Source organism: Kordia jejudonensis, assembly GCF_001005315.1.
Taxonomy (GTDB): domain Bacteria; phylum Bacteroidota; class Bacteroidia; order Flavobacteriales; family Flavobacteriaceae; genus Kordia; species Kordia jejudonensis.
Genome location: NZ_LBMG01000008.1, coordinates 117,537 through 138,463 on the forward strand (window position 1 = coordinate 117,537; position 20,927 = coordinate 138,463).

The window sequence follows — 20,927 nt, forward strand, 5'->3', positions numbered from 1 at the left end:
GATTTCTATAACATTTTCATCATAAATACTTTTAAAAACATTGTGTATATAAGCAAAAAAGCAGCAATTTACATAGAAGAAATTGCCGCTTTTTATTTTTTTAGTAATGTTTTTTCTAGTTTACAATAATACGTTTTGTTGTTACTTTTTTATCAGTAATTAGTTTTAGTATATATATATTAGGGCGTAAATTACCTAAATCAACGGGCACTTTATCTTGATGCTTAAATGATTTTTCATATAGTAATTGTCCAGTGTTGACATCTAATACCTGAATTGTTCCACGTTGTACAGCTACTTCTTGAATTTGAACTGTAAATTGTCCTCTGCTTGGATTTGGAATTAACGTAATATCATCTACTGTAGTTTGTCTTCTGAATGGTTCTCCTCTATCTTCATTTCCTCTACCATTTAATTCTACAAAATAGTGACATTCACTTCCATACGCTTCTTCTCTGTTTTCAGAGTAGTTTTGAGAGAATGCAAAATGATAGTTTACTGATTGTCTAAAACCTTGATTCATTCTGAATTCAACACTTAATGGATAATATACTCCTGGCGGCATACGAAGATTCAATAGTTGCGCTCTTGAAGGTTGTGTAAGTACAACTTCTCTTTCTTCTTCATTTATAATTTCAATACCTTCTGCTTGCCTACCATTTTCCAGCCATAAGTTCCAAAGTTCTTGGCTAAGCTGAAATCTGATTTCACCAACTTCTCTAAAAGGAACTGCTATTTGATCATCATCTAACAAAGTAAAATTTACATCAAATAAAGCATGTTCAAATGTATGATTCCCAACTACAATTCCTCCAAAACCATTTAAATAGTTTCCTCCAAGATTTACCAAACTTGCATTTCGAGTCACAATATTGTTGTTGTTGCTCACATTTGGACCAATTGGTGCGCCTGGACCTGGATTTTCATTAGCCATTGGATCATTCGGATCTACAATTCTTCCCAAGAAACAAATCATTGCGCCATTATTTAACCCAAAAATTGCTGGATCGTCTGGTTGCCACTTTGCATCAATAATGTATTCTTGTCCTGGTGCCAACGCTGGAATTCGGAATCCTTGTCCAGCAACATACGTGTTAGTAGCATTAAAACCAGTGTAAGGAACTGTTAATTCAGCTCCAGCTGGATTTCCATTTATGAGTGTTGTTCCGTCCCAAGATTCTGGCCAAGCTTCTCCTGTAGAACCTAATGTCCAATATAGTTTTGCATAACTTACAGAAGAAGTTGTAAAACTTACATTATGCACTCTGAAACGCATTACGTTAGAATTTGAACCAAGATATCCTGGATCTTCATGAGTCAGATTTAGTCCTGAATTTGTTCTACGATTCCAGATATCTGGACTTTGCCATATACCTTGCCCTGAATTATTTGGTTCTTCTCCTCCATCACGTGAGCTATCAAATCCTGCCAAATCATATCCAGTATCACAACCCATAGATTTTAATACTTCTACACCTGTATTTCCAGGATCTAACCAATTACTTAGTCGTGTAGAATTGGTTCCGCCACCAGTCCAAGATTCCGAGAATTTCCCGTAATTATTGTTATCTACGAAACTTCCTCCTGAAGAAGTACAACCTAGATTTAAGTCTCCATTCCATAATTGCCCTATTATTTGGTGGTTTTGATTAAATAATGGCGATCCACTTGAACCTGGCTCTACCAACCCATCATCCCATTGATCTATAAGCCATCTGTTAGTTCCGTTAGAGACAGCATTACTATCAAAAGAGATTTTTTTGATATCTCCGGCAGGATGATGAATTCCAGCTACACTTAACGGTACTGTTCCTGTGTTGTCCCAACCCGCAAAAGTAATACCATAAGATGTTGGAATTGATGAAGTAATTTCCACCAAACAAAAATCAGTGGTACTTCTTCTTGCTCTGAATGCTGCTCCACTTACAGATTGAAATGATGGCGAACTACCAGGTGTTGTACATGTAGCACTTTGCCAATTGAATCGGAATACCCAAGAACCTGGATTTGGATCAAAAGTATAACAATGGTTTGCTGTTAATACATATGGTGTTTGATCTTGATTTGTATTGTTTATTAAAGAACCTGAACATGAACTTCCTGCAAGCACAATAAGCATACTTGCATCAATTTCACAAGTCCAAGGTGCGCCAACAGCACAATTTACATTATTATGACATGGTCTTGCATTTGTATCTCCAAAACCATACGGCGCTCTATATCCGTGAATTACAGTACTGAGTTCTATTTGCCCCTTTCCTATTACTTCTTTTGGTTCGTAGTATTCAAACGTAATGAAATCTCCTTGAATTAAATCTGTAGCAAAGATTCCGTTATCCTTGTTATTTTTATTGGTAAACGCTCCTAAGACTTCTTGTTTCTTATTGTATATAAACAATTTAGCCCCTTCTGGAAGTCTATATTTTTTAAAGATTAGATTGATGCTTAGCGCATTTGGAGAGACAATAGAAACATTCCAGACGCGATCGCCATTACCTAGTGTTTGCCAAACACCTCTTTTAAATCCAATTTCTACTGGAATTTCCACTCCAAATCGATACGGCTTTAATTCATCTTTGGTAGCTTCGTCTTCTCTTTTATAAGATTCCACATCAACCAAAGGCATAGCAACTACAGGGATTTTAGCATTCAAAAATCCTTTATTTTGCAGTGTAAACGCATACGGCGTTCCACCTTCACTTATCTGAGCTTCTGCTTGCCAACTTATGCACAGCAGGAAACTCATTAATAATAATAACTTTGTTTTCATGGTTTTGATTGTTTTATAGGTTATTTTATTTATAATACCTTAAAAGTAAACCATTTAAATCCCTTAAGAAAAGGTTAAACACGTATTTATTGAAGGTAAAACGCCTTTATTTGAGAAGGTTAAACCATATAGTGATTAGAAAGAATATTCTTAAATTAATAAGTTTGAATTATCGCAATTAGTTAAACAGGAAACCCTAACATTTCTCCCATTCCAATGGTGAACAACCAACTTCCATAAATGGCGTGTTCAATAGTGACTAATAGTGTCGACTTCGTTTTGATGAACGTGAACGCGAATAAAATCCCGCCAAGGAATGTAAGTACTAAAACTAATACGTTTTGAAAGAAAAAATGTGCCAAGCAAAACACAATGGCGTTGATAAATATGAGTAGATTTTTATTTTTAAATAATGATTCATACCGAACAAAAAAGAAGGTTCTGTATATTAATTCTTGTGGATATACTGAAAATACACTGTAAAAGAATAAAATGAAAAGCCATAATAATGGTTTTGTTTTTGGGACGATAAATAGCTTTGAAATATCTGTAAAATACACATATACTGCGGTAATTACACAAATACAAGCTAGTAAAATTAACGTTCGTTCCCAAAATGCTTTCCAATTGAGATGTTCATTGAGTTTGAAACGTTGTTTTTCTACTCTGAGTAACATCCAAACGATGTATAGAAAACCGAAAAGTCCAAGTCCGAGTTTTAACCAAATAGGATAATCTAATACCAAACTTACAGGCATCAAAATGAAAATCAAGAAGAATTCTGTGAGTTTGTAGCGTGTGTTTTGAAAATCCATTTGAAACGTTTAGAATATAAAGGTATGGTTTTCTAAACAGAAATCGCCGTTGTATGTTTTACTTCACTAATCACAAAAATGCTATGCGTGTTTCCAATGTTTGGAATTACCGTTAGTTTACTGACCATAAAATCGCGATACGCTTCCATATCTTCCACTAAGATTTTTAGAATGTAATCGTAATCGCCACTTACGTGATAACATTCCAATACTTCTTCCAACTTTATAATTTCACGTTCAAATTTTAGCACAAAGTCTTTTGAATGTTGTGTTAAACGTACATGACATTGCGCCATGAAGCTTTTTGCAATTCGTTTTTTATCTAAAATTGCCACATAATTTTTCACAACACCTTCTTTTTCAAGCTTCTTAATACGTTCATACACAGCAGTTACGGATAAGTTTAGCTTGTTTGATAATTCTTTGGTGGTTTGTTTGCTATCTTTTTGCAATAGCATTAACAACTTTCGGTCGGTTTGATCAAGTTTCAACATGGAAAAAATTCTATAATTGTATTATTTTCAAAGTAAAATTAAATAATATTTCACTCTAAAACCATTTTAATAGATTTATTTTCTATATAAAACACATTTGATTGATTTTAATTCTATTTATATCGAATTTTACTACATATTTAAATTTTAAAAACTATGAAGTTCAATCCAGCTAGTAACATACAAGATTTACAGTATTTTGGCGAATTTGGAGGTGTAAATCCTTCAATTTCAGATTCATCAACTTATACATTTTTGTCAGCAAAAACCATGTTTGACACCTTTGAAGGCAATGCAGATGGTTGTTATTTGTATTCGCGACATACATCGCCGAGCAATTTGTATTTAGGCGAAGCGTTGGCCGCTATGGAAGGCACTGAAACTGCAAATGTTTCCGCTTCAGGAATGGGCGCCATTACACCAGTTTTATTACAGTTATGCAAAAGTGGCGATCATATTGTTTCTAGCAGAACGATTTATGGCGGAACGTATGCTTTTTTAAAAAATTTTACACCACGTTTTCATATTGAAACTTCATTTGTAGATATTACAAAATTGGATGTGGTTGAAGCGGCAATTACACCAAAAACGAAAGTATTGTACTGCGAAGCGGTTAGCAATCCACTGTTAGAAGTTGCTGATATTGCTGGTCTAGCCAGAATTGCCAAGAAATATAATTTACAATTAGTGGTTGACAATACCTTTTCGCCGTTGTCAATTTCGCCTGCCAAACTTGGAGCAGATGTGGTTATTCACAGCTTAACGAAATTTATCAACGGTTCTAGTGATACGGTTGGTGGTGTAGTTTGTGGAACACAAGCTTTTATTGATCAATTGCGAAATGTTAATGACGGCGCAAGCATGTTATTGGGTTCAACAATGGATAGTTTGCGAGCGGCTTCTGTATTGAAAAATTTACGAACGCTTCATATTCGGATGAAACAGCACAGTCACAACGCAGCCTATTTAGCACAAAAATTTCAAGAAGATGGTTTAAAAACGGTGTATCCAGGCTTGACTTCACATCCATCACATGAATTATTTAAAAGCATGATGAATGAAGAGTATGGTTTTGGCGGTATGCTAACCATTGATGTTGGTAGCAGTGAAAAAGCAAATCAACTCATGGAGTTAATGCAACAAAGAAATTTAGGGTATTTGGCCGTGAGCTTAGGATTTTATAAAACGTTATTTAGCGCGCCAGGAACATCTACCTCATCGGAAATACCAGCAGAAGAACAAGCAGCAATGGGCTTAACAGATGGCTTGATTCGTTTTTCTATAGGTTTGGATAATGACATCCACAGAACCTATACGATTATGCGTGAATGCATGCATGAACTTCATATTTTACAGCCTACGTTGGTATAATTAAGCTTTTTTTAGTTACTACGAGACAAGAAGGAATATCTCAAGGTATTCCTTTTTGAGTTAAAAACTTACACTATAAAAAAGAAACAACTTAAGTGTTTCTACGTGCTTTTTATAAAAATATCGCTCATTACGGTTTTCCGTAAAATTCATTCTACAGATATCGTTATCATTGAATTCAAAATTCAATGATTACCTAAGAAACCCTAAATTAATGAGCCAAGACGTATATATTTTAAGAGAACACATAGACTCAGGAGAGATGCATTTATTCTTAGCTTCTAAGACAAAAGAAGATGAATGTTACGCTAAACAAAAATCAATTTGCGGAAAAATGGATGCTGATGATGCTTCTAAAACTATTTTTTCATGTCAACCCGAAAACAGTGCCCGAAAACAATGTGCAAAAGTTGGAAAACAGGTTTGTAGTAAATGTATTAGCTATTTATATGATAATGGGATTGATTTAAAATAATCCAATAATCCAATAATCCAATAATCCAATTTACTATTTCCCTTTCACACGTTCCCAAAAGATTCCTAAAATATCGCCCATCGTCATATTTTCATCAAATTCTGGGGCAAAAGGTTTCATATTGAGTCGATTTCCGTCTTTGAATAGGGTAAATGAAAATACAGCCGATTTCCCATTTCCAGTATCAATAGAAGGATATCGTAAATCACTGTACAAATATGTTCCGTCTTTATTATCTTGGAGATTGTAATATTCGTTACTAAACCAAGTTAGTTGTGCCAAATCAGGATTGTCCTTCGGAAGCAAATTGTGATTTTTAGGAATCGTATTCCAATCAATAAACGTTGATTTTGTATCGAATAGTGAATAAAAAGCAACATGATAATCGGTTTCCGTTTCGGCAATTCCAAACCATAATATGTTATTTAAAATTGAAGCTTCTGTATTGTAACGCGTATATTGAATGCCTTGTTCGACTAACGATTTTTCAAAGACTGAGTTGATATAAAATTTGTTTCCAATCGTGAATAACATGTATATGGAACTAATTCCTACGCCTAGTTTTAGCCATAATTTTCGTGTTGGATTTTTTCGATTAAAAAACATCATTACTATCAAACAGAGTAAAAACGGAACTGTATACGCAGGATCTGCCACAGAAATATTGCTAAATGCAACGCGGTAATCTGAAAAAGGTAAGAATAATTGCGTTCCGTATCCTGTGAAGCAATCTAAAATAGGATGTGTAAATATGGACAAGAAAAACAACCAAGTCCAATCTTTTTGAGTAGTTGTGTCTTTTCGTTTGCCATTATCGTATAATTTATACACGAGCAGTCCAAACAAAAATGCGGCTAAAATCGCGAAAGCAATCGAATGCATGAATCCTCTATGAAACAACATGGCATCTATTTGATTATCGTACAACCAATTTCCCACAAAGACATCCAAATCTGGAATGGTCCCACCAATTGCACCAAACAATAACGCTTTGTTGCCAATCTTTTTTCCCATTGCAGCTTCGCCACAAGCGGCTCCTAATACTATTTGCGTTAACGAATCCATGAATTGATTTAAATTATAAGATTTGCAAAGGTACGCAACCAAATTGATTTGCATAGTAGTTAACAAAATCGTAACATTACGCTAAGAAACGAACCGAATCATTATGCAAGAAAAAAACAACATTTCAGAAACGAAAGCAAAGGATCAAACGATTGTCAGTAACTCAGAACTGAGTATTTGGGAAGCCTTGATTCCTGTTGTTATACTCATGGGATTGTTGGCTTACAATATCTTTTTTGTAGAAAGTCAAGAATGGTTTGGCGCGTACACAAATCAAATAATTTTATTAATCGGAGCTGGAGTTGCTATTGTTGATGGACTGTTTAATAAAGTTTCAATTGGCTTGATGCTAAAAGAAATTTGGGAAAATTTACGAAGTGTATTTGTTCCTATCATGATTTTATTTTTAGTTGGAGCTTTGGCAGGAACTTGGCTAATTAGCGGAATTATTCCTGCAATGGTTTATTATGGTTTACAAGTATTGAGTCCTGAAATATTTTTACCTGCTTCTGTTATAATTGCTGCTATAATTTCTATTGCCACAGGAAGTAGTTGGACCACTTCTGCAACGGTAGGTATTGCCTTAATAGGAATAGGTAGCGCATTGGGTATTCCTTCTGGTATGATTGCAGGTGCTGTTATATCTGGAGCGTATTTTGGAGATAAAATGTCGCCATTAAGTGATACTACAAATTTAGCACCAGCAATGGCTGGAACTGATTTGTTTACTCATATTCGTTATATGACATTTACTACGGTTCCCACAATAATTATTACGTTAATTTTCTTTACCATTTTAAGTACTACTATAGAGACTAATGGAAATGCCGATATCGCTTTTATTCTTGAAACCATACACACAAATTTTAATATCACACCTTGGTTATTTGTCGTTCCATTAGTGGTAATTGCATTAATTTTATTAAAAACAAAACCACTAATAGCATTATTATCTGGTGTCGTTCTTGCTGCAATTTTTGCTTTAATATTTCAACCAGATGTTTTAAATAAACTTTCATCTTCAAAAACATCTGTAATTACAAATGCTGTTTTGACTGATACCAGTATTGAAATTCCAGACGAAGCGTATGTCGCTACTTTTACAGAGAAAGAATTAACGACTATTAAATCAGATGAAGACTTAAAAAATATCTTTACGGATGATGATGTTACGAAAATTTACACAAAAGAAGATTTAATAAACGTATTTGCTAGCCTTTCATTATCACAAACTGAAGTGGCAACAAAAGCTGAAAATTTAGACAAACTTATTACTATAAAACGATTGAAAAAATTATTCGGTTCTGGTGGAATGAATGGAATGTTATGGACAATCTTTTTAATAGTTTGTGCAATGGTTTTCGGCGGCGTTATGGATGCTATCGGCGCTTTATCTAGAATTACACAAGCATTATTGAAAATGGCAACAAGTGTATTTGGACTCTTTGCTAGTACGGTTGCTAGTTGTTTGGGTTTAAATATAATTGCTTCCGATCAATACTTAGCATTAGTAATTCCTGGTAAAATGTTTAAAAAAGCATATGAAGACAGAGATTTAGCGCCTGAAAATTTAAGTAGAACACTTGAAGATTCAGGAACGGTTACTTCTGTGTTAATTCCTTGGAATACTTGTGGAGCATATCAATCTGGTGTTTTAGGCGTTGGTGTTGGCGAATATTTTATGTATGCAATTTTCAACTGGCTAAGTCCATTTACCACACTACTTTTTGCTGCCTTTAAAATCAAAATTAGACAACTTCAAGGTAAAACTCCATAAACCAATATTTATACAGATTACTTTCGGGAATTTTTATTTTTTTTGGGATGTTATATTCAAAAATAATTTGCTAAAAAACATGTAAATCTACTGATTGTCTGATAGTTATCAATTGACATTTTCTACAGAAAAAAACCACCATAAGATGCGCTTATAGATTCATAAGAAATTATAATTTTCTTAGCGCAAAACTCATGACGACTTACCTATATTTGCGCCTTGAAAAAACAAATTATTTTAAATATAAAATTATGGCATTAGTAGGAAAAAAATTTCCAGATTTAAACGTAAACGCAATGAACGAAATGGGCGATACTTTTAAATTAAACGTCCTTGAAGAAGCAGTAAACAACAAGAAAAAAGTAATCTTATTTTGGTACCCTAAAGATTTCACTTTTGTATGTCCAACAGAATTACACGCTTTTCAAGCTGCTTTAGGTGAGTTTGAGAAAAGAAATACTCTTGTAATTGGAGCTTCTTGTGATACTCCTGAAGTACACTTTGCTTGGTTAAACACTGAAAAAGATAATGGTGGAATTGAAGGTGTAACATATCCTTTATTAGCAGATAGCAACCGTAACTTATCTAGTATTTTAGGTATTTTAGATATCCAAAACGAAGTATATGATGAAGAAACAGGAACAGTTCAAGTTGAAGGAGACAATGTAACCTACAGAGCTACGTATTTAATTGACGAAGAAGGGACTGTTTTCCATGAAGGAATCAACCATATGCCAGTAGGAAGAAATGTAAACGAATATATCCGTTTGATTGATGCTTACACGCATGTACAAGAAAAAGGAGAAGTTTGTCCTGCAAACTGGGAAGAAGGAAAAGAAGCAATGGACGCAAATAGAAATGGAGTTGCTGAATACTTAGCTGCACACGTAAACTAACACTATCATGGTTCAAGAATTAAATCAAGACAATTTACAAGAATTGGTAAGCGGTAACGACACAGTTGTGGTACAATATTCTGCTACTTGGTGTGGAAATTGTCGCATTATGAAACCAAAAGTAAAAAAACTAGCGCGTGAGCTAGAAGCAGTAACTTTTGTGATTGCTGATGCAGAAAAATTTCCAGAATCAAGAAAACTAGCTACAGTAGATAACTTACCTACGTTTGCAACATTTAAAAATGGTGCATTTGTAAATCAAGTACAAACGAATAAGTTTGATGTTTTAAAAGAATTAGTAGCTGAAATTGCTTAATTAGTAAATACTAATACAAGATTCCCTTTTACAAGGGAATAAAAAAAGTTTTTAAATGAAATTACCTGTAATTAAACACTTAACACAATTTATTGCTGAAAATGATGAAGATTATGTTGTGGAAACTATTGAAACCTTAGAAGCATTAACGGAAGTTCCTTCATTAAAAGATGAAGAATTAGATGTTATTGGCGAATTGATTTCCAATATGTATGGCGCTGTTGAAGTCCACAAAATGGAAAAAGAAGGAACGCCACGAAAAGAAGCATTAAATAGTTTTATGCAACGTGTTATGGGATCTATTGACAAGTAATAAATTACAATATGTTCAAAACAAAAAAGTCACTTCTCGCGAAGTGACTTTTTTTATGTTTATTGTTTTTCTAATTACAGATCAAATCGATCAAGATTCATCACTTTTGTCCAAGCAGCAACAAAATCGTGTACAAATTTTTCCTGTGCATCGTCACTTCCGTAAACTTCCGCGATAGCTCTTAACTCGGTGTTTGAACCAAAAATTAAATCTGCTCGCGTTCCTGTGAATTTAATTTCACCCGTTTTACGATCGCTTCCTATAAAATAACGATCATCATCTGTGGTAGCTTTCCAAGTGTAACTAAAATCTAAGATATTCTTGAAAAAATCATTCGTCAAACTTCCAACGTTATCAGTAAACACTCCATGATTGGATCCGTTGTAGTTAGTACCTAAAACACGCAAACCACCGACTAAAACTGTCATTTCTGGAGCAGATAAGGTTAACAAGTTTGCACGATCTACTAATAAATCTTCCGCAGCAATCTTTAAATCAGATTTGATATAATTTCTAAATCCATCAGCTAAAGGTTCTAAATAATTGAATCCTTCAATATCTGTTTGCTCTTGTGTAGCATCTCCTCTACCTTGCGTAAACGAAACATTGACATCATGTCCTGCATTTTTTATCGCTTTTTCAACTCCAACATTTCCAGCCAATACAATTAAATCTGCAATGGATACTTCTCCGTCAAAATCGTTTTGAATTCCTTCTAAAGTATTCAATACTTTTTGCAATTCAGCAGGATTATTTACTTCCCAACTTTTTTGTGGCTCCAAGCGTAAACGTCCGCCATTTGCTCCACCTCTCATATCAGAACCTCTGTATGTTGAAGCAGAAGCCCAAGCGGTAGTAACCATTTGAGAAATTGTCAATCCTGAATTAGAAATCATATTCTTTAAATTGTCAATATCCGCGTCACTTAACGTGTAATCTACTTTCGGTATCGGATCTTGCCATAGTAATTGTTCTTGTGGAACTTCTGGACCTAAGTAACGATCAATTGGTCCCATGTCTCTATGCGTTAATTTGTACCAAGCACGTGCAAATGCATCTGCAAACGCATCATGATCTTCGTGAAAACGCTTTGAAATTTTCAAATACTCAGGATCTGTTTTCAACGCAATATCCGCCGTAGTCATCATCAATGCTTGCTTTCCATTTGGATCGCCTGCTTTTGGTGCCATTCTCGCATTAGAAGCTGCGGTTGGCGTCCATTGGTGTGCGCCTGCTGGACTTTTTGTTAATTCCCAGTCATAATTTAATAATACATCAAAGTAATCTGCATCCCATTGTGTCGGATTTGGTGTCCAAGCACCTTCAATTCCACTTGTAATAGTGTCGTCTAAAACGCCCGTTCCAAAAGAATTTTTCCAACCCGTACTCATTTCTTCAATAGAAGCGCCATGTGGCTCAGCGCCAACATATTTATTTGGATCGGCAGCTCCGTGTGCTTTTCCAAAGGTATGTCCACCAGCAACTAACGCTACGGTTTCTTCATCATTCATCGCCATTCTGCCAAACGTTTCTCTAACATTTGCAGCAGATCCCATTGGGTCAGGATTTCCGTTTGGACCTTCAGGATTTACATAAATCCATCCCATCATAACGGCAGCAAGCGGATTTTCTAAATCGCCATTTTCATAACGATCATCATTTTCTCCCCATTCTGTTTCGCTTCCCCAATATACATCTTGTTCTGGTTCCCAAACATCTTCACGCCCGCCAGCAAAACCAAATGTTTTGAATCCCATAGATTCCAACGCACAGTTTCCTGCTAAGATCATTAAATCTGCCCACGATATTTTGTTTCCGTATTTCTTTTTAATAGGCCATAATAACAAACGAGCTTTGTCAAGGTTTCCATTATCTGGCCAACTATTTAGTGGTGCAAAACGCTGAGTTCCTGAACCTGCTCCACCGCGTCCGTCGCCTACTCTGTAGGTTCCGGCACTGTGCCAAGCCATACGAATCATAAATCCACCATAGTGTCCATAATCTGCAGGCCACCAATCTTGAGAGTCTGTCATTAAATCAATAACATCTTGCTTCAAAGCGGCAAAATCTAAACTGTTGAACGCTTCCGCATAATCAAAATCTTCTCCCATAGGATTTGATGTTGAAGTATGCTGCCTCAATATGTTCAATTTTAGTTCATTTGGCCACCAATCGCGATTTTTTACACCGCTACCTGCTGTCTTTTTTGTAGTTCCACTGAAGAAAGGACATTTTGCTGTACTTTCGTTTAAATCAAAGTTTTTGCCTTCATCAGAATGCGCATTATTTTCCATTGCTATGTATTTTAAAATTTTGGTTTTCTTAGATAGTCCTAAAGTTACTTATTAAATTACGATAATCAAGACTAAGAAATTGATTGTTATTATCTCATAATAGTTTTTGACTATATACAACACTACTATTTATAAGTTTAAGCTATTTCATAAAATTTTCCAAAGTAGTATAAATACGCGCTCATTATTGTTTAATTTTACACTTTATAACTTAAACCAAAAATACAATGGCAACAGTAAAACTCGGAGAGAATGAATTTCATACGTCAGGAAATCTACCAAAAGTAGGCGATAAAGCTCCTGATTTTAAACTTACAACAGTTAATTTGGAAACTAAAACTTTAGATGATTATAAAGGTTCAAGAGTTATTTTAAATATTTTTCCAAGCATTGATACTTCTGTTTGTGCAACATCGGTAAGAACTTTTGATAAAGAAGTTGCCGCTTTGGAAAACACTAAATTGTTATGTATTTCGCACGATTTGCCTTTTGCGCTCAGTAGATTTAGTAAAGACGAAGGTTTGGAAAACTTAGAAGCACTTTCAGATTTTAGAGAGGGAAGTTTTGGAAAAGCATACGGTTTGGATTTGTTAGATGGACCCATGCAAAAATTACACTCGCGCGTTGTAGTCGTATTAGACGAAGAAGGCACTGTAATACATACGGAACAAGTACCAAATATTGCAGATCAGCCAAAATATTCAAAAGTTTTAGACCTATTAGGTAATGCGTAACTTTTTACTAGGAAGAATAAGAGGAGTCGGATATGCGTTTAAAGGCGCATATCTGCTCATTACTACAGAAGCCAGCGTAAAAGCGCAGTTCTTTATTGGCGTTTTGGTTACCATTGCTGGAATTTACTTTGAAATTTCAACTACAGAATGGATTGTACAAACCTTAATTATTGGACTGATTATGAGTTTGGAAGGTTTTAACACTGCTGTGGAAGAAATTGCAGATTTTATTCATCCTGAACATCATAAAAAAATTGGCTTGATCAAAGACTTAGCAGCTGGCGCGGTTTTTATTTTTGCAATTGCCGCAATTATTATTGGTTGCATCATTTATCTGCCCAAAATATTCTAAAAAAACATTGGTATTTATACTATTGATGTAAATTGTATCAAAATCTTAAAATAAAAAGGTTCATTCTTTACTTTTATGGAACAAGAAACCTTTTCTATTCCTCAAAAAACTTTAGTATTCTTCTATAAAAACTTTTCGGGTACAGATAATTTTAAATATCTTGCAATCTAAGTGAAAATTGTACGTTTGTACGAAATAGCGATTCCTGAATGGCAAAGAAAAAACCCGTAAAGAAAACCCAAAAGACTCCTAGAGTTTCAAAATTCAAAAAACCTGATTTTACACTTACCCGACAACATAAAATTGTGCTGGGAAGTTTACTCATGTTGTTTGCTGTGGCACTTTTTATTGCCTTTATTTCTTTTTTCCTTACGTGGGAAATTGATCAAAGTGAATTAGGAGAATTGACAAGAGCTTCCGAAACTGAAAATTGGATGCAAAAGTTTGGGGCAAACATTAGCCATTTCTTTATTTATAAAGGATTCGGAATTGCTTCTATCATCTTTGTCGGATTGCTTTTCCTTTCTGGCCTGACACTATTTTTATCTTCTGGACGAAAACTATTCAACAATTGGTTTTGGGGAAGCATTATCGTGATTTGGTTTTCTGTCTTTTCAGGATTTTTCTTTTCATCATTTCCACTTTTAGGTGGAACTATTGGTTTTGAAATCAATTCCTTTTTACAAGATTATATCGGAAAAATTGGTGTCGGTTTAATTTTATTATTTGGCGCCATCATTTATGCAGTCGTACGTTTGAAGCTTACGCCAGAAAGTGTTATGGAATATTTCAACAAGAAAAAAGCTGTAATTGCTGAAGATTTTCATACAGATGAAACAATTCCTGAACCAACATTAAAAGACGAACCAGCTACAGCAACAACTTCGCCTGAGAATGCAACGATTGAGGAAACTATTGGGAAGAAAGTTGAAGATGAAAAGTCTGAGTTTGAATTATCAGTTGAAAATCTTCAACCTACGATAAAAAATCATTCTGATCGTACAGAAAAAAAAGTACAAAAAGATACTTCCTTCGAAGTTGAAATTCCGAAAGAGGAAGAAACCGAAATTGAAGTTGAAAAAATAGTTGAAGAAAAAACAGTTGCAGAAAATCTTTCAGATAAACTCGTAAAAGAACATGGCGAATTTGATCCAAAACTAGAATTGGGCAACTTCCGCTTCCCTACTATCGAATTGTTAAAAGATTATACAAACGGGAGTTCTATCACCATCAATCAAGAAGAATTAGAAGAAAATAAAAATCAAATTGTTACGACACTTCGTAATTATAAAATAGAAATAGCAAGCATTAAAGCTACGGTTGGACCAACAGTAACGTTGTATGAAATTATTCCAGAAGCTGGTGTTCGTATTTCTAAAATTAAAAACTTAGAAGACGATATTGCTTTGTCACTGGCGGCGTTAGGTATTCGTATTATTGCGCCAATGCCAGGAAAAGGAACCATCGGAATTGAAGTGCCAAACAAAAAACCTGCAATTGTTTCTATGCGCTCTGCGATTGCGTCTAAGAAGTTTCAGGAAGCAGAAATGCAGTTGCCTATTGCGTTTGGTAAAACCATTAGTAATGAAACCTTAGTGGTCGATTTGGCAAAAATGCCACACTTACTCATGGCTGGAGCAACAGGACAAGGTAAATCGGTTGGACTGAATTGTATTTTGACATCAATCTTATACAAAAAACATCCTGCGGAAGTAAAATTTGTATTAGTCGATCCGAAAAAAGTAGAATTAACCTTATTCAACAAAATAGAACGTCATTATTTGGCAAAACTTCCAGATTCTGAGGAAGCAATTATTACCGACAATTCGAAAGTAATTAATACGCTAAATTCATTGTGTATAGAAATGGATCAACGGTACGATTTGTTGAAAAATGCATTGTGTCGAAATATTGTGGAATACAATACAAAATTTAAAGCTCGAAAGCTAAATCCGAATGACGGACATAAGTTTTTACCATATATAGTTTTGGTGGTGGATGAATTTGCCGATTTAATCATGACGGCTGGTAAGGAAGTAGAAACGCCAATTGCACGTTTGGCACAGTTAGCACGAGCTATTGGAATTCACTTGATTATTGCCACACAACGTCCATCTGTAAACGTAATTACAGGGATGATCAAAGCCAATTTCCCTGCCAGAGTTGCATTCCGCGTAATGTCTAAAATAGATTCACGTACGATTTTGGACAATTCTGGAGCCGATCAATTAATTGGTCGTGGAGATATGTTATACACACAAGGAAACGATTTAATCAGAATTCAATGTGCTTTTGTAGACACGCCAGAAGTAGAAAAAATCACAGATTTCATAGGCGCTCAAAAGGCATATCCTGACGCACATATCTTACCAGAATATGTTGGCGAAGAAAGTGGCACAAGTCTTGATATAGACATTTCCGAAAGGGACAAACTCTTCCGACAAGCTGCGGAAGTTATTGTAATTGCTCAACAAGGTTCAGCTTCGTTATTACAACGAAAATTAAAACTCGGATACAACAGAGCTGGTCGTTTAATAGATCAATTAGAAGCAGCAGGAATTGTAGGTCAATTTGAAGGAAGTAAAGCGCGTCAAGTGCTTGTTCCAGACATATTAGCTTTAGAACAATTATTAGAAAACGAAAAAAATGGATAAAATGAAAAAATTAGTTTTAGTGTTCGTATTAGGAGTATTTGCATTGAATGTGAATGCACAAAATGCAGAAAAAGCAAAAAAACTATTGGATGAAGTTTCTGAAAAAGTAAACAATTATGAAAATATTCAAATTGAATTCAAATATCAATTAAATAACAAAGAATCGAACACAAAGCAAGAATCGAAAGGAAATGTAACGCTGGAAGGCGAAAAGTATTTGCTTAACTTTTTGGGCTTTACCAAAATGTTTGATACTAAAAAAGTATACACTATTATTCCTGCAAACGAAGAAGTAACGATTACAGATTTAGAAGATGATGAAGAAGGTGCGTTGTCTCCTTCTGCAATGCTTACTTTTTACAAAAATGGATACACCTATTCTTGGGATATTTTACAAAATATTAGAGGTCGAAAAATTCAATACATCAAATTAACGCCAACAGACAGTGAATCAGACATCAAGAGTGTATTATTGGGTATTGACATCAAAACAAAACACATCTACAACTTAATTGAGACAGGAAAAAATGGTACAAATACTACTTTAACTGTTAATTCTTTTAAAACAAATCAGCCTTTATCAAAAAGCTTATTTATATTTGACGAATCGAAATACCAAGATTATTATATTGACAAAAACGATTAGTCTGCTTGAAAATATTAGATAGATATATTCTTAAAAGTTACCTTGTAACTTTCTTTACGGTGTTTGTAATATTTATGTTCATATTTATATTACAAACCGTTTGGCTTTTTATAGGTGAATTGGCTGGAAAAGGTTTGGATGCTGGAATTATTTTAAAATTCCTCCTCTACACAACTCCAAAGCTAATTCCTTTGGTATTACCATTGAGTATATTGGTTTCTTCCATTATGACCTTTGGTCGATTTGCAGAAAGCTACGAGTTTGCAGCAATGAAATCAACAGGAATTTCGTTACAGCGTGCCATGCGTAGTCTAATTATCTTCATCGTATTATTGAGTATTGGAACTTTTTTCTTTGCGAATAATGTGATTCCTTGGTCAGAATTTAAACAATACAACTTACGTAAAAATTTAGCCAAGAAAAAACCTGCCTTAGCAATTGGCGAAGGTGTTTTTAATGATATTGGAAACATCAATATAAAGGTAGATCGAAAATACGGCGATAATGATCAGTTGCTAGACAAAGTGATAATTCATCAAAAATCCAACGATCAAAAAAATCGTATTGTGATGAAATCTAAAACTGGCGAACTCAAAAGTAGTCCAGATTCCGATATCTTACAAATGGTATTGTTTAATGGAAATCGTTACGAAGACATCAGACCTTCCGATCCGAAAGAAATTATTCGTGTGCCACATGCCAAAGTTTCGTTTGAAAAATACATCATGAATATTGACTTGCGTGAAGTGAATAAAGTTGATTTTAAAGACGAAAAATACAGTACGTACAAAATGTTCAATGTGCAACAGTTGAGAGACACAATCAACGGTCTTGAGCAAGAATATGACGAAGAAAAAATTAGTTTTGGAAATAATATGCTCAAGCGAAGTGGTATTATAATTGCTACAAGAGACACTTTAAATAAAGTTTCAAAAGATTCCATTGGTTCTGTTACAAACTTGTTAGATATTCTATCACTTCAAAACAGAAAAAGAGCGCTTGACATCTCAATAAGCAACATAAAAGGACGTCGTACATCACTTCAAAATAAGAAAAATCGTTTCAATAGAATTGAAAAAAAGATCAATCATCAAAAAATATACATGCATGATAAATTTGCGGTTGCTATTGCATGTATCATTCTATTCTTTGTGGGCGCACCATTAGGAGCCATTATTCGCAAAGGTGGAATTGGATTGCCCATGGTTATTGCAGTATGTCTATTTTTAGCGTATCATTTTATTGGAATATTTGGAAAAAACAGTGCTGAAGATGGAAGTATTCCTCCTTGGCTCGGCACATGGCTATCGACGCTGTTAATGTTTCCGTTAAGTATTTATTTTACACGTAGAGCAACATCCGATCAAGGAATATTTAGTTTTGATGGAGTATTAGTAAGACTTAAAAATCTGTTTGTAAAACCAAGAGAAACGGCTGAGGAAAAAGTTGTGTATGAAAAAGCACTTATTACGGAACGTGATCAAGGTAGTTTGGAAAAATTTGAAATGCTCAGCGATCAGCAACTGATTGATGTAGTTCGAAATTACCAACAATATAATTATACCGAAGGCGAACGATCGCTTGGTGTTGATATTTTAGCGTCTAGAGGTGTCACAGAAGAACGTTTGCAAATACTTGGTGCGTTTGAAAACAAAGATTACGAAGAAGCAAAAGAAGATTATGCATCTTACAAAAAATCATCCAAGTTTGCGTTTTATTTTTATTTCCCATTTGTAATTTCTGCATTGGCATTGCCGATTTTAAATAATAATATAGACATGCAACAGTGGATGAAAATTGGTTTAATTTCCACAATTGTCATCTTTGGTTTGTTTTTCATATATCATTACGTACGCACGCACATATTCTTTAACAATGTTGTTGAAGTAACGAACAATCAATTTAAAAGCAAGCCGTACGGAATTTTACTTACTATTTTAGGAATTCCATTCTATTTTGTGATCATCATTCTATTGAATATTCGTATCAAGAAAAATATCAATATTATTTTATAATACCTGTTTTAGGGTAACAGTTTATTGGTCGTGTAACTTGGTTATATAACCAAAAACTTTATATCATGTTAAAAAACATTTTAGCGCTTGAAGGCGTACAAGAACTTGACAAAGAAACTCAGAAAGAAGTAACTGGCGGACTCGTTTGTGCCTGTATTTACTTCGATGGACTCATGTGGGTTTGTTGTTAAAAAGTACAAAGTGAGTTTCGGCTCACTTTTTTTAGTTATTCACGTAAAATCTCTCCATACGAACAGCAATCTTTGCGCTGTTTTATGAAGCAGATTAAAGAAGATTGATTATTTTTGTAGGCAAATATAAATTCATGACCGCAACTACAAAATCTAGCACTAAAATACAATTAGACAGTATTCACGAAGCCATTGAAGACATCCGACAAGGAAAAGTAATTATCGTAGTCGATGATGAAAATCGTGAAAATGAAGGAGATTTTTTAGCTGCAGCTGAAAAGGTGACGCCAGAAATGATCAACTTTATGGCTACGCATGGTCGCGGTTTAATTTGTGCTCCTTTAACTGAAAACCGTTGTAAAGAATTGCAATTAGGAATGATGGTTAGCAACAATACAGATCCAATGGAAACTGCATTTACCATTTCTGTAGATTTGAAAGGAAACGGAGTTACAACAGGAATTTCTGCTGCTGATCGTTCTAAAACGGTACAGGCATTGATTGATAAAAATACACGTCCGTTCGATTTAGCACGTCCAGGACACATTTTTCCACTAAAGGCAAAAGAAGGTGGCGTATTGCGTAGAACTGGTCATACAGAAGCTGCTATTGACTTTGCACGTTTGGCTGGATTGCAACCTGCTGGTGTGATTGTGGAAATCATGAATGAAGACGGAACAATGGCACGTTTGCCACAATTAATGAACGTTGCGAAGAATTTTGATCTTAAAATCGTTTCTATTGAAGATTTAGTTGCTTATCGTATGGAACACGATTCGTTAATTGAGAAAAAGGAAGATTTTGACGTACAAACTCGTTTTGGCGATTTCCGCTTGCGTGCTTACCAACAAACGACAAACAATCAAATACATATTGCATTGACCAAAGGAAGCTGGTCAGCTGACGAACCTGTGTTAACACGAATTAATTCTACATTGGTAAATGATGATATTTTAGGAACATTGACCAACAATGCTGATAAAAAGCTTGATGATATGTTTCGTTTGATTAATGATGAAGGAAAAGGAGCCATCGTTTTTATCAATCAAGATCATAGTTCTTTGAATTTATTGCGAAGAATTAAAGAATTGAAAGCATTGCAAAATGATGGCGAATACAAAGCTCCAAAGATAAAGATGGACTCCAAAGACTTCGGAATTGGTGCGCAAATTCTGCATGATATCAACATTAGTAAAATACGATTGGTAACTAACACACATCAAGAAAAACGTGTCGGAATGATCGGTTACGGTTTGGAGATTGTAGCGTATGTTTCATATTAGAAACGCTAACGCGTTGGATTGTTAGATCGCTGCGCTTTTAGAACGTCGCTTTGCTCCTGTTGGTTCGTTGATCGTTATTTGTTTAGTTTAAACGAGTTCACATAAAAAACCAGAATGCATTAAACATTCTGGTTTTTTATTTTGTTTTTGTTTTTATTTTTGTTTTAACAAGCAAATTTTGTGTTGATACAATCTAGTGTAACTCTACCTGTTGTTCTAATTGGTCCTGGATTTACTGTAAACATACAAGTTACATTCTCTGGACGTGTATTACAAGCTTGCCAAGAAAGGCAAAAATAAGCGCCTGTAAGATCGCATAAATGTCCTGTTGCTGGATTTGGCAATGACACATCGCCTCCAGAAATGAGTTCTTCTTGAATCCTAGAAATTGACTTCTTGTTTAATTGTAATTTCTTTAAATTTCTTTTTTTCATGTTTTCAGTATTTTGGTTAATTGAGCTACAAT

At 34.6% G+C, this 20,927-nt stretch carries 19 protein-coding genes; 13 read left to right on the forward strand and 6 right to left on the reverse strand.

The features are described from left to right. Positions 1 to 115: 115 nt before the first annotated feature. From AA089_RS23565 to AA089_RS06320, 3 genes are all read right to left on the reverse strand, one after another. On the reverse strand, positions 116 to 2,770 hold the full coding sequence (locus AA089_RS23565) for a trypsin-like peptidase domain-containing protein (protein WP_053002235.1): 2,655 nt from the start codon (positions 2,768 to 2,770) through the stop codon (positions 116 to 118). Positions 2,771 to 2,952: 182 nt separating this feature from the next. Further along, a complete protein-coding gene (locus tag AA089_RS06315) occupies positions 2,953 to 3,585 on the reverse strand; it encodes a CPBP family intramembrane glutamic endopeptidase (RefSeq protein ID WP_046756072.1) in 633 nt (210 codons plus the stop codon). Between the two features lie 32 nt (positions 3,586 to 3,617). Next, on the reverse strand, positions 3,618 to 4,076 hold the full coding sequence (locus AA089_RS06320) for an Lrp/AsnC family transcriptional regulator (RefSeq protein ID WP_046756112.1): 459 nt from the start codon (positions 4,074 to 4,076) through the stop codon (positions 3,618 to 3,620). A gap of 159 nt (positions 4,077 to 4,235) precedes the next feature. On the opposite strand from AA089_RS06320, the gene AA089_RS06325 reads away from it, so the two are divergent. Further along, positions 4,236 to 5,450 (forward strand): aminotransferase class I/II-fold pyridoxal phosphate-dependent enzyme, encoded by a 1,215-nt coding sequence (locus AA089_RS06325; RefSeq protein ID WP_046756073.1) that lies wholly within the window; start codon positions 4,236 to 4,238, stop codon positions 5,448 to 5,450. Positions 5,451 to 5,664: 214 nt separating this feature from the next. Beyond that, positions 5,665 to 5,925, forward strand: a complete 261-nt coding sequence (locus tag AA089_RS06330) for a hypothetical protein (RefSeq protein ID WP_046756074.1) — start codon at positions 5,665 to 5,667, stop codon at positions 5,923 to 5,925. A gap of 33 nt (positions 5,926 to 5,958) precedes the next feature. Here AA089_RS06330 and AA089_RS06335 read toward each other — a convergent pair whose 3' ends face one another. Further along, positions 5,959 to 6,990: a metal-dependent hydrolase gene (locus AA089_RS06335; protein WP_046756075.1), complete on the reverse strand. Its 1,032-nt coding sequence runs from the start codon at positions 6,988 to 6,990 to the stop codon at positions 5,959 to 5,961. A 103-nt stretch (positions 6,991 to 7,093) separates the two neighbouring features. On the opposite strand from AA089_RS06335, the gene AA089_RS06340 reads away from it, so the two are divergent. The 4 genes from AA089_RS06340 to AA089_RS06355 all read left to right on the forward strand — a co-directional run bounded on the left by AA089_RS06340 (position 7,094) and on the right by AA089_RS06355 (position 10,292). Next, the gene (locus tag AA089_RS06340) at positions 7,094 to 8,767 is read left to right on the forward strand and encodes a Na+/H+ antiporter NhaC family protein (RefSeq protein WP_046756076.1); all 1,674 of its coding nucleotides are present in this window, start codon (positions 7,094 to 7,096) and stop codon (positions 8,765 to 8,767) included. A 251-nt stretch (positions 8,768 to 9,018) separates the two neighbouring features. Continuing rightward, entirely contained in the window at positions 9,019 to 9,663 is a 645-nt protein-coding gene (locus tag AA089_RS06345; RefSeq protein ID WP_046756077.1) for a peroxiredoxin, read from the forward strand. 7 nt (positions 9,664 to 9,670) lie between these two features. Continuing rightward, on the forward strand, positions 9,671 to 9,979 hold the full coding sequence (locus AA089_RS06350) for a thioredoxin family protein (RefSeq protein WP_046756078.1): 309 nt from the start codon (positions 9,671 to 9,673) through the stop codon (positions 9,977 to 9,979). A 55-nt stretch (positions 9,980 to 10,034) separates the two neighbouring features. Next, complete coding sequence (locus AA089_RS06355) at positions 10,035 to 10,292, forward strand: DUF6952 family protein (RefSeq protein ID WP_046756079.1); 258 nt, start codon at positions 10,035 to 10,037, stop codon at positions 10,290 to 10,292. Between the two features lie 74 nt (positions 10,293 to 10,366). On the opposite strand, the gene katG is transcribed toward AA089_RS06355, so the two are convergent. Beyond that, positions 10,367 to 12,586, reverse strand: coding sequence for a catalase/peroxidase HPI (gene katG, locus AA089_RS06360; RefSeq protein WP_046756080.1), 2,220 nt, complete (start codon positions 12,584 to 12,586; stop codon positions 10,367 to 10,369). Between the two features lie 227 nt (positions 12,587 to 12,813). On the opposite strand from katG, the gene tpx reads away from it, so the two are divergent. The 7 genes from tpx to ribB all read left to right on the forward strand — a co-directional run bounded on the left by tpx (position 12,814) and on the right by ribB (position 20,461). Then, complete coding sequence (gene tpx, locus AA089_RS06365; protein WP_046756081.1) at positions 12,814 to 13,320, forward strand: thiol peroxidase; 507 nt, start codon at positions 12,814 to 12,816, stop codon at positions 13,318 to 13,320. Then, positions 13,313 to 13,672, forward strand: coding sequence for a diacylglycerol kinase family protein (locus tag AA089_RS06370; RefSeq protein ID WP_046756082.1), 360 nt, complete (start codon positions 13,313 to 13,315; stop codon positions 13,670 to 13,672). Before tpx ends, AA089_RS06370 begins: the two co-directional genes overlap by 8 nt. A 209-nt stretch (positions 13,673 to 13,881) precedes the next feature. Continuing rightward, complete coding sequence (locus AA089_RS06375) at positions 13,882 to 16,326, forward strand: FtsK/SpoIIIE family DNA translocase (protein WP_046756083.1); 2,445 nt, start codon at positions 13,882 to 13,884, stop codon at positions 16,324 to 16,326. Position 16,327: 1 nt separating this feature from the next. Further along, positions 16,328 to 16,972 carry a LolA family protein gene (locus AA089_RS06380; RefSeq protein WP_046756113.1) on the forward strand — a complete coding sequence of 215 codons (645 nt, stop codon included), beginning with the start codon at positions 16,328 to 16,330 and terminating at the stop codon, positions 16,970 to 16,972. A 74-nt stretch (positions 16,973 to 17,046) separates the two neighbouring features. Next, positions 17,047 to 18,987, forward strand: a complete 1,941-nt coding sequence (locus tag AA089_RS06385; protein WP_046756084.1) for an LptF/LptG family permease — start codon at positions 17,047 to 17,049, stop codon at positions 18,985 to 18,987. A 65-nt stretch (positions 18,988 to 19,052) separates the two neighbouring features. Continuing rightward, complete coding sequence (locus AA089_RS25650) at positions 19,053 to 19,178, forward strand: hypothetical protein (protein WP_262495010.1); 126 nt, start codon at positions 19,053 to 19,055, stop codon at positions 19,176 to 19,178. Positions 19,179 to 19,312: 134 nt separating this feature from the next. After that, positions 19,313 to 20,461 (forward strand): 3,4-dihydroxy-2-butanone-4-phosphate synthase, encoded by a 1,149-nt coding sequence (gene ribB / locus AA089_RS06390; protein ID WP_046756085.1) that lies wholly within the window; start codon positions 19,313 to 19,315, stop codon positions 20,459 to 20,461. A gap of 164 nt (positions 20,462 to 20,625) precedes the next feature. On the opposite strand, the gene AA089_RS06395 is transcribed toward ribB, so the two are convergent. Further along, the gene (locus tag AA089_RS06395; protein ID WP_046756086.1) at positions 20,626 to 20,895 is read right to left on the reverse strand and encodes a hypothetical protein; all 270 of its coding nucleotides are present in this window, start codon (positions 20,893 to 20,895) and stop codon (positions 20,626 to 20,628) included. Positions 20,896 to 20,927: the final 32 nt, after the last annotated feature.

Bases quoted from the DNA above. Each gene is read 5' to 3' on its own strand.
- AA089_RS23565 (WP_053002235.1), bottom strand. From the start codon at position 2,770: ATGAAAACAAAGTTATTATTATTAATGAGTTTCCTGCTGTGCATAAGT.
- AA089_RS06315 (WP_046756072.1), bottom strand. From the start codon at position 3,585: ATGGATTTTCAAAACACACGCTACAAACTCACAGAATTCTTCTTGATT.
- AA089_RS06325 (WP_046756073.1), top strand. From the start codon at position 4,236: ATGAAGTTCAATCCAGCTAGTAACATACAAGATTTACAGTATTTTGGC.
- AA089_RS06330 (WP_046756074.1), top strand. From the start codon at position 5,665: ATGAGCCAAGACGTATATATTTTAAGAGAACACATAGACTCAGGAGAG.
- AA089_RS06335 (WP_046756075.1), bottom strand. From the start codon at position 6,990: ATGGATTCGTTAACGCAAATAGTATTAGGAGCCGCTTGTGGCGAAGCT.
- AA089_RS06340 (WP_046756076.1), top strand. From the start codon at position 7,094: ATGCAAGAAAAAAACAACATTTCAGAAACGAAAGCAAAGGATCAAACG.
- AA089_RS06345 (WP_046756077.1), top strand. From the start codon at position 9,019: ATGGCATTAGTAGGAAAAAAATTTCCAGATTTAAACGTAAACGCAATG.
- AA089_RS06350 (WP_046756078.1), top strand. From the start codon at position 9,671: ATGGTTCAAGAATTAAATCAAGACAATTTACAAGAATTGGTAAGCGGT.
- AA089_RS06355 (WP_046756079.1), top strand. From the start codon at position 10,035: ATGAAATTACCTGTAATTAAACACTTAACACAATTTATTGCTGAAAAT.
- katG (WP_046756080.1), bottom strand. From the start codon at position 12,586: ATGGAAAATAATGCGCATTCTGATGAAGGCAAAAACTTTGATTTAAAC.
- tpx (WP_046756081.1), top strand. From the start codon at position 12,814: ATGGCAACAGTAAAACTCGGAGAGAATGAATTTCATACGTCAGGAAAT.
- AA089_RS06370 (WP_046756082.1), top strand. From the start codon at position 13,313: ATGCGTAACTTTTTACTAGGAAGAATAAGAGGAGTCGGATATGCGTTT.
- AA089_RS06375 (WP_046756083.1), top strand. From the start codon at position 13,882: ATGGCAAAGAAAAAACCCGTAAAGAAAACCCAAAAGACTCCTAGAGTT.
- AA089_RS06380 (WP_046756113.1), top strand. From the start codon at position 16,328: ATGAAAAAATTAGTTTTAGTGTTCGTATTAGGAGTATTTGCATTGAAT.
- AA089_RS06385 (WP_046756084.1), top strand. From the start codon at position 17,047: ATGTTCATATTTATATTACAAACCGTTTGGCTTTTTATAGGTGAATTG.
- AA089_RS25650 (WP_262495010.1), top strand. From the start codon at position 19,053: ATGTTAAAAAACATTTTAGCGCTTGAAGGCGTACAAGAACTTGACAAA.
- ribB (WP_046756085.1), top strand. From the start codon at position 19,313: ATGACCGCAACTACAAAATCTAGCACTAAAATACAATTAGACAGTATT.
- AA089_RS06395 (WP_046756086.1), bottom strand. From the start codon at position 20,895: ATGAAAAAAAGAAATTTAAAGAAATTACAATTAAACAAGAAGTCAATT.